Annotated in this window: 7 protein-coding genes and 1 pseudogene; 4 read left to right on the top strand and 4 right to left on the bottom strand. The window is 72.2% G+C overall.

The genetic code is table 11. The features are described from left to right. Positions 1-98: 98 nt before the first annotated feature. From AB0F18_RS18680 to AB0F18_RS18665, 4 genes and pseudogenes are all read left to right on the top strand, one after another. Positions 99-470, top strand: a pseudogene (locus AB0F18_RS18680) (urease accessory UreF family protein); the annotation flags it as partial. Between the two features lie 56 nt (positions 471-526). Next, positions 527-1,222 (top strand): urease accessory protein UreG, encoded by a 696-nt coding sequence (gene ureG / locus AB0F18_RS18675; protein ID WP_362061678.1) that lies wholly within the window; start codon positions 527-529, stop codon positions 1,220-1,222. Then, positions 1,219-2,016 (top strand): urease accessory protein UreD, encoded by a 798-nt coding sequence (locus AB0F18_RS18670; RefSeq protein ID WP_362061675.1) that lies wholly within the window; start codon positions 1,219-1,221, stop codon positions 2,014-2,016. Before ureG ends, AB0F18_RS18670 begins: the two co-directional genes overlap by 4 nt. Positions 2,017-2,189: 173 nt before the next feature. After that, entirely contained in the window at positions 2,190-3,854 is a 1,665-nt protein-coding gene (locus AB0F18_RS18665; protein ID WP_362061672.1) for an alpha/beta hydrolase, read from the top strand. Between the two features lie 32 nt (positions 3,855-3,886). Here the strand turns inward: AB0F18_RS18665 and AB0F18_RS18660 are convergent, their stop codons facing one another. From AB0F18_RS18660 to AB0F18_RS18645, 4 genes are all read right to left on the bottom strand, one after another. Beyond that, entirely contained in the window at positions 3,887-4,597 is a 711-nt protein-coding gene (locus tag AB0F18_RS18660; RefSeq protein ID WP_362061670.1) for a lysophospholipid acyltransferase family protein, read from the bottom strand. Between the two features lie 86 nt (positions 4,598-4,683). After that, positions 4,684-4,842, bottom strand: a complete 159-nt coding sequence (locus AB0F18_RS18655; protein ID WP_344155277.1) for a hypothetical protein — start codon at positions 4,840-4,842, stop codon at positions 4,684-4,686. Between the two features lie 32 nt (positions 4,843-4,874). Then, positions 4,875-5,843: a cytochrome c oxidase assembly protein gene (locus tag AB0F18_RS18650; RefSeq protein ID WP_362061668.1), complete on the bottom strand. Its 969-nt coding sequence runs from the start codon at positions 5,841-5,843 to the stop codon at positions 4,875-4,877. A gap of 98 nt (positions 5,844-5,941) precedes the next feature. After that, positions 5,942-6,967 (bottom strand): 6-phosphofructokinase, encoded by a 1,026-nt coding sequence (locus AB0F18_RS18645; RefSeq protein WP_362061665.1) that lies wholly within the window; start codon positions 6,965-6,967, stop codon positions 5,942-5,944. Between the last annotated feature and the right edge of the window lie 161 nt (positions 6,968-7,128).

Genomic DNA, 7,128 nt, shown 5'->3' with positions numbered 1-7,128 from the left:
CCCGCGGGGGAAACCCGCCCGCTGCGTTACGGGGGCATGGCGGCGGTGACAACGTTCCGTGGCCGGTCCCCGGTGGCGGCTTCGCGTGCTTGTCCACCACCTGGCCCGCCGCCGAACTGGACGCGCTGGCCGCAGCCTTCCCGCGCGGGGCGCACCAGCCCGTGGTGCTCGGCCTCGTCGCCCGGGCCGCCGGGCTCGGGGCCCTGGAGGCCGCGCACGTGGCGGCGTACGAGAGCGTCAGCGGGCCGGCCACCGCCACCGTACGGCTGCTGGGCCTCGACCCCTTCGAGGCGAGCGCCGTCCTGGCCGGACTCGCCCCCGAGCTCGACGCCGTCGCCGCGCGCGCGGCCGAGGCCGCACTGCTGGCCCGTACCGGGGGGACGGAGGTGCTGCCCGCGGCCTCCTCACCGCTGCTGGAGATCGCGGCGGAGGTCCATGCCGACTGGGCGGTACGCCTCTTCGCCTCCTGAAGCCCGCTGACGCCGGCCCGCGCCCCCCACCAGACCACCCCCCAAGGAGACCTGCCGTGCACCTCGACCACGACGTGACCTATCCCCACCGGCACACCCACGGCGCCGCACCCCTGCGCGCCGACGGCACCCGCCGCGCCCTGCGCATCGGCCTCGGCGGCCCCGTCGGCTCCGGCAAGACCGCCACCGTCGCCGCGCTCTGCCGGGCCCTGCGCGCCGAGGTGTCCATGGCCGTCGTCACCAACGACATCTACACCCGGGAGGACGCCGAGTTCCTGCTCCGCGAGGCGGTCCTGCCTCCCGAGCGGATCAGCGCGGTCGAGACCGGCGCCTGTCCGCACACCGCCATCCGCGACGACATCTCCGCCAACCTGGAGGCCGTCGAGGAACTGGAGGAAGCCCACCGGGAGACCGCCCCCCTCGACCTGGTCCTCGTCGAGTCCGGCGGCGACAACCTGACCGCCACCTTCTCCCGGGGCCTGGTCGACGCCCAGATCTTCGTCATCGACGTGGCCGGCGGCGACGACATCCCGCGCAAGGGCGGCCCCGGGGTCACCACCGCCGACCTGCTCGTCGTCAACAAGACCGACCTGGCCCCGTACGTGGGCTCCGACCTGGACCGGATGGCCCGCGACGCCGCCGACCAGCGCGGTGAGCTGCCCGTCGCCTTCCAGTCCCTGCGCGGACCCGAGGGCGTGGCCCCGGTGGCCGGCTGGGTGCGCGAGCGCCTCGCCGCCTGGGCCGCCCGGTGACCGGCGCACCCCCCGTCACCGCCCCGCCCCCGGCCGGGCTCCGGGCCACCGCCCGGATCGCCGCGGCCGCCGACGGACGCGGCGGTACCGCCCTGCCCGTGCTGGCCGGGGAGGGCCCGCTCGCCCTGCGCCGGGTCCGGGGCGGGGCCGTCCGGCCCGGAGAGGCGGGCGTGATGCTGGTCGGCGCGATGAGCGCGCCCCTCGGCGGCGACCACCTCACGGTCGAGGCCGAGGCGGGAACGGGCACCCGGCTGGCCCTGAGCTCGGCGGCCGCCACCCTGGCCCTGCCCGGCCGGGGCGGGGAGAGCGCGCGGTACGACGTACGGCTGACCCTGGCCGAGGAGTCGGCGGTGCGCTGGCTGCCGGAGCCGCTCGTCTCGGTGCGCGGCAGCGACCTGCGGGTCTCCACCCGCGCCGAACTGGCCCCCTCCGCCCGGCTGATCCTGCGCGAGGAGCAAGTGCTGGGACGCACCGGCGAGGCCCCCGGCCTGCTGCGCAGCCGCCTCACCGTCACCCGGGGCGGCCGTCCGCTGCTGGACCAGGAGCTGTCCTGCGGCCCCGGCGCACCGGGCGGCTGGGACGGCCCGGCCGGTATCGCCGGGCACCGGACGCTCGGCCAGCTCCTGGTCGTGGACCCGCGGTTCGAGCAGGACCCGCCGCCGGCCGCGGTCCTGGGGGAGTTCGCGGCGGTCACCCCGCTGGCCGGCCCGGCCGTACTGGTGACGGCCCTGGCCCCGGACGCGCTGCGATTGCGCGGGCTGTTGGACGAGGCGGCCCGGACGTACGGCTGGTGACGGGCAGGCGGATGCGGGGCGAATGGGACACCGCTCACCGGTACACCCGTCTCCGGTTATCGGGTTGGCAAAGAAGTCGACCTCGGTCTGTTGCCGGGTACCGGTCAGACGAAAGGATCCCCCTGACCCAACCCGGCCGCCTCGTGCGGCACATGACCAGGGGGATCAACCACGTGATACGCAATGCGACGCTGGGGAGCGCCGCCACTCTCATCACCGGCGCACTGGCAGCGGGTCTGCTGCTCGCGCCGCCGGCCTCGGCCACCTCGGCCGGCAAGGACAACGGAGCCGCCGAGGCGGTCGGCGCCCAGATCGCCGCCGCCCGCGCCGCGCGCGCCGGCATCGACTGGAAGGACTGTCCTGCCGACTGGGGCTTCGAGAAGCCGATCCAGTGCGGCTGGGTGAAGGTCCCGCTCGACTACACGAAGCCCTTCGGCAAGACGATCGACATCGCCGTCGACCGCGCCGTCAGCACGGGCACCAAGGAGGAGCGCCAGGGCGCCCTCGTCTACAACCCGGGCGGTCCGGGCGGTTCCGGCATGCGCTTCCCGCGCCGGGTCACCACCAAGAGCCCGCTGTGGGTCAACACCTCCAAGGCGTACGACTTCGTGGGCTTCGACCCCCGCGGCGTCGGCCACTCCGCGCCGATCTCCTGCATCGACCCGCAGGAGTTCGTGAAGGCCCCCAAGGCCGACCCGGTCCCGTCCACCGAGGCCGACAAGCTCGCCCAGCGCAAGCTCGCCGCCGAGTACGCGGACGGCTGCAAGGAGCGCAGCGGCGAGATGCTGCCGCACATGACGACCACCAACACCGCGCGCGACCTGGACGTCATCCGGGCCGCCCTCGGCGAGAAGAAGCTGAACTACCTCGGCGTCTCCTACGGCACCTACCTGGGCGGGGTCTACGCGACCCTCTTCCCGGGCCACGTGCGCCGCATGATCGTCGACTCGGTGGTCAACCCGGACACGGACAACATCTGGTACCAGGCCAACCTGGAGCAGGACGTCGCCTTCCAGATGCGCTGGAACGACTGGCAGGACTGGGTCGCCAAGTACGACTCCGTCTTCCACCTCGGCGACACCCGCGCCAAGGTCGAGGCCAAGTACCAGGAGCTGCGCGCCAAGGCCAAGGCCAACCCGCTCGGCGGGGTCGTCGGCCCGGCCGAGCTCATCGGCTTCTTCCAGGGCGCCCCGTACTACGACTCCTCGTGGGTCCCGGTCGCGCAGGCCTTCAGTGCCTGGGCCGCCGGTGACGAGAAGCCGCTGATCGAGGCCATCGCCCCGGACATGTCGGACACCAAGGGCAACGCCGCGTCCGAGAACAGCAACGCCGTCTACACCGCGGTGGAGTGCGCCGACGCCAAGTGGCCGACCAGCTGGGCCAAGTGGGACCGGGACAACAGTGCGCTGCACGAGAAGTACCCGTTCATGACCTGGTCGAACGCCTGGATGAACCTGCCCTGCGCGACCTGGAAGTCCAAGCAGAGCACCCCGATCGAGGTCGGCGCGAAGAAGATCGCCCCGGTCCTGATCGTCCAGTCCGAGCGTGACGCCGCCACCCCGTACCAGGGCGGTGTCGAGCTGCACCGCCGGCTGGCCGGTTCGCGCCTGATCACCGAGCAGAACGCCGGCTCGCACGGCGTGACCAGCCTGGTGAACCCCTGCATCAACACGCGGGTGGAGTCATACCTGCTGACCGGCAAGGTCGACGCCCAGGACGTGAAGTGCGGCTCGCACGCCACTCCGGTGCCGCCGGCCCCGGCCGCCGCGAAGTCGCTGACGGCCGAGGCCCCGGCCTCGGACCTGCCCCAGCGCGAGGAGCTCCCGGCCGTCCGCTAGGGCTCCGGGAACACCGGTGAACGGGAGGAGGCTCAGCGCGCCGTGCGCCGGGCCTTCTTCCGCTTCTCCTCCTCCTCGGCCTTGACCTCGGCCGCGTACCGGTCGACGTACTCCTGGCCGGAGAGGCCCAGGATCGCGTACATGATCTCGTCGGTGACGGCGCGCAGGACGGCCCGCTCGCCCTCCATTCCCGCGTACCGGGAGAAGTCGAGCGGGGCGCCGAACCGGATCGTGACCCGCCGGATCTTCGGGAGGGTCTGCCCGGGCGGCTGGATCTCGAAGGTGCCGAGCATCGCGCACGGGACCACGGGCACCCCGGCCCCGAGCGCCATCGCCGCCACCCCGACCTTGCCCTTGTAGAGCCGCCCGTCGTGCGAGCGCGTCCCCTCCGGGTAGATGCCGAGCAGCTCGCCCTTCGCCAGTACCCCGAGCCCCTCGCGCAGGGCCGCCTGCCCGGCGTCCTTGCCGGAGCGGTCCACCGGGATCTGCCCGGCGCTGCGGAAGAAGGCGGCGGTCAGCCGGCCCTTGAGGCCGGGGCCGGTGAAGTACTCGGCCTTCGCCAGGAAGGTGATCCGCCGCTTCAGGATCGCGGGCATCAGGAAGTGGTCGGAGAAGGACAGGTGGTTGCCCGCGACGATCGCGGCCCCCTCCGCGGGGATGTTCTCCAGGCCCTCGATGCGGGGCCGGAACAGCAGCCGCAGCAGTGGGCCGAGCAGCACGTGCTTGAGCAGGTGGTAGAACACCCGGCGCTTCCCTTCACCCGACGGTCGGACCACGGTCGGATCAGCCATGCGGTGGCGAGGAGCGGGCCGTGCCGGCCCGGCCGGTCTCAGGTGCTGCGGGAGGCGGCCAGGCCCAGGGTCAGCAGCCCCAGCACCACCCAGCCGAACCACAGCCAGCCGTTGCTGCCGAGGGCCACGGAGTACGTGGAGACGGCCACCAGGGCGGCGAAGGTCGTGACGGCCATCGCCTTAACGGATCCGGTCATGCCCCATGGTGGCGCGCCGACCGGCTCCGGCGCTACTGGCCGCGCCCTTGGAGCGAGGCGAGATACGCGTTGTACGCCTCCAGCTCCTTGTCGCCGTCCCGGTCCGCGGCCCGGTCCGAGCGCTTCGCCGCGCGCTGCTCCGAGTGGTACCACTGGTAGACCAGCGCGATCAGCACCAGCACGGAGGGGATCTCGCTGAAGGCCCAGGCGATGCCGCCGCCCCAGTGCTGGTCGTCCAGGGCGTCGATGCCCAGGGAGGCCGGGGGGTTCGCGTACGTCTTGATCATCGGCTCGCTCGCCATCATCAGGGCGATGCCGAAGAAGGCGTGGAAGGGCATGCCCGCGAAGAGCTCCAGCATCCGCATCACGTAGCCCGGGCGGTGCGGGCCCGGGTCCACGCCCATGATCGGCCAGAAGAAGATCAGGCCGACGGCCAGGAAGTGGACCATCATGCCGATGTGCCCGGCCCTGCTCTGCATGAGGAAGTCGAAGAGCGGGGTGAAGTACAGGGCGTACAGGCTGGCGATGAACATCGGGATGGTGAACGCCGGGTGCGTGACGATCCGCATGTACCGGCTGTGCAGCAGCATCAGGAGCAGCTCGCGCGGCCCCTTGCTGCCCCGGGCCGCCGGCGGCAGCGCGCGCAGGGCGAGGGTCACCGGAGCCCCGAGCAGCACCAGGATCGGGGTGACCATGCTGATCACCATGTGCTGGACCATGTGGACGCTGAACATGACCATGCCGTAGTCGTTCAGCTTGGTGCACATCACCAGCATCACCGTGAGGACGCCGGTGGCGAAGGCGACGGTCCGGCCCAGCGGCCAGTCGTCCCCGCGCCGCCGCAGCCGCAGCACGCCCCAGCCGTACAGGGCGAGGCCCAGCAGGGAGCCGAACAGGAAGAACGCGTCGAAGGAGAACTCCAGCCCGCGCCCGAGGGTGAACGGCGGCAGGTCCATGTTCATATCCATGTTCATGTCCATGCCGTGACCGCTGTGGTCCATCTGCTCACTCCCTTGACTGTGGCGCCCCACCACAGTAGTGCCGCCCCCGGACGTGATCGCGTCCGGGGGCGGCCGAAGGGGTCAGAACGGGTGGAACATCACAGAACCGTCTGTGCCTCGTCGTACCGCGCGTCCGGGACGGTCTTGAGGGTCGAGGTGGCCTCGGAGAGCGGGACCATCACGATGTCGGTGCCGCGCAGGGCCGTCAGCATGCCGAACTCGCCCCGGTGCGCCGCCTCCACCGCGTGCCAGCCGAAGCGGGTGGCCAGGACCCGGTCGTAGGCGGTGGGCGTGCCGCCGCGCTGGACGTGGCCCAGGATGACCGGACGGGCCTCCTTGCCCAGGCGCCGCTCCAGCTCCACGGCGAGGATGTTGCCGATGCCGGCGAAACGCTCGTGGCCGTACTGGTCGGTGCCGCCCTGCTGGTAGTCCATCGAGCCGGGGCGGGGCTTGGCGCCCTCGGCGACCACGACGATCGCGAACCGCTTGCCGGCCGAGAAGCGCTCGCCGACGATCGCCGTGAGCTCGTCGATGTCGAAGGGCCGCTCCGGAACGACGATGGCGTGCGCCCCGGCCGCCATGCCCGAGTGCAGGGCGATCCAGCCGGTGTGGCGGCCCATGACCTCGACGACCATCACGCGCTGGTGCGACTCGGCGGTGGTCTTCAGCCGGTCGAGGGCATCCGTGGCCACCCCGACGGCGGTGTCGAAGCCGAAGGTCACGTCGGTGGAGGCGATGTCGTTGTCGATGGTCTTCGGCACGCCGACGATGGGCAGACCGCCCTGGGCCAGCAGGTTGGCGGCCTTCAGCGTGCCCTCGCCGCCGATCGGGATGATGGCGTCCAGGCCGAGGTCCGCCACGTGGCCCCGGGCCCGCTCCACGCCGTCGCGCAGGTGCGCGGGCTGGACGCGGGAGGAGCCGAGGATGGTGCCTCCGCGGGCCAGGATGCCGGCGACGGAGTCCAGGTCCAGCTTGCGGTAGTCGCACTCCAGCAGGCCGCGCCAGCCGTCGTGGAAGCCGATGACCTCGTCCCCGTGGTCGACGACGGCGCGGTGCACGACGGAGCGGATGACGGCGTTGAGGCCGGGGCAGTCGCCACCGGAAGTGAGCACACCAATGCGCATGGCAGAGAGAACCTTTGCAACGTGGGCCGACGACCGGACCACGTCGTCCGGTTGGAACTAACCGTCACCCTACAAGCGGTTTCCGGCTGGACTGAACCATCCTCCACATGAAGGACCTACCAAACGGAAGATCGTACGAAAGCACGTCGGCCCGGCCTCCC

The sequence above is a fragment of the Streptomyces sp. NPDC029216 genome (genome assembly GCF_040648015.1).
Taxonomy (GTDB): Bacteria; Actinomycetota; Actinomycetes; order Streptomycetales; family Streptomycetaceae; genus Streptomyces.
This window is presented reverse-complemented; position numbering and strand designations above follow the sequence as displayed.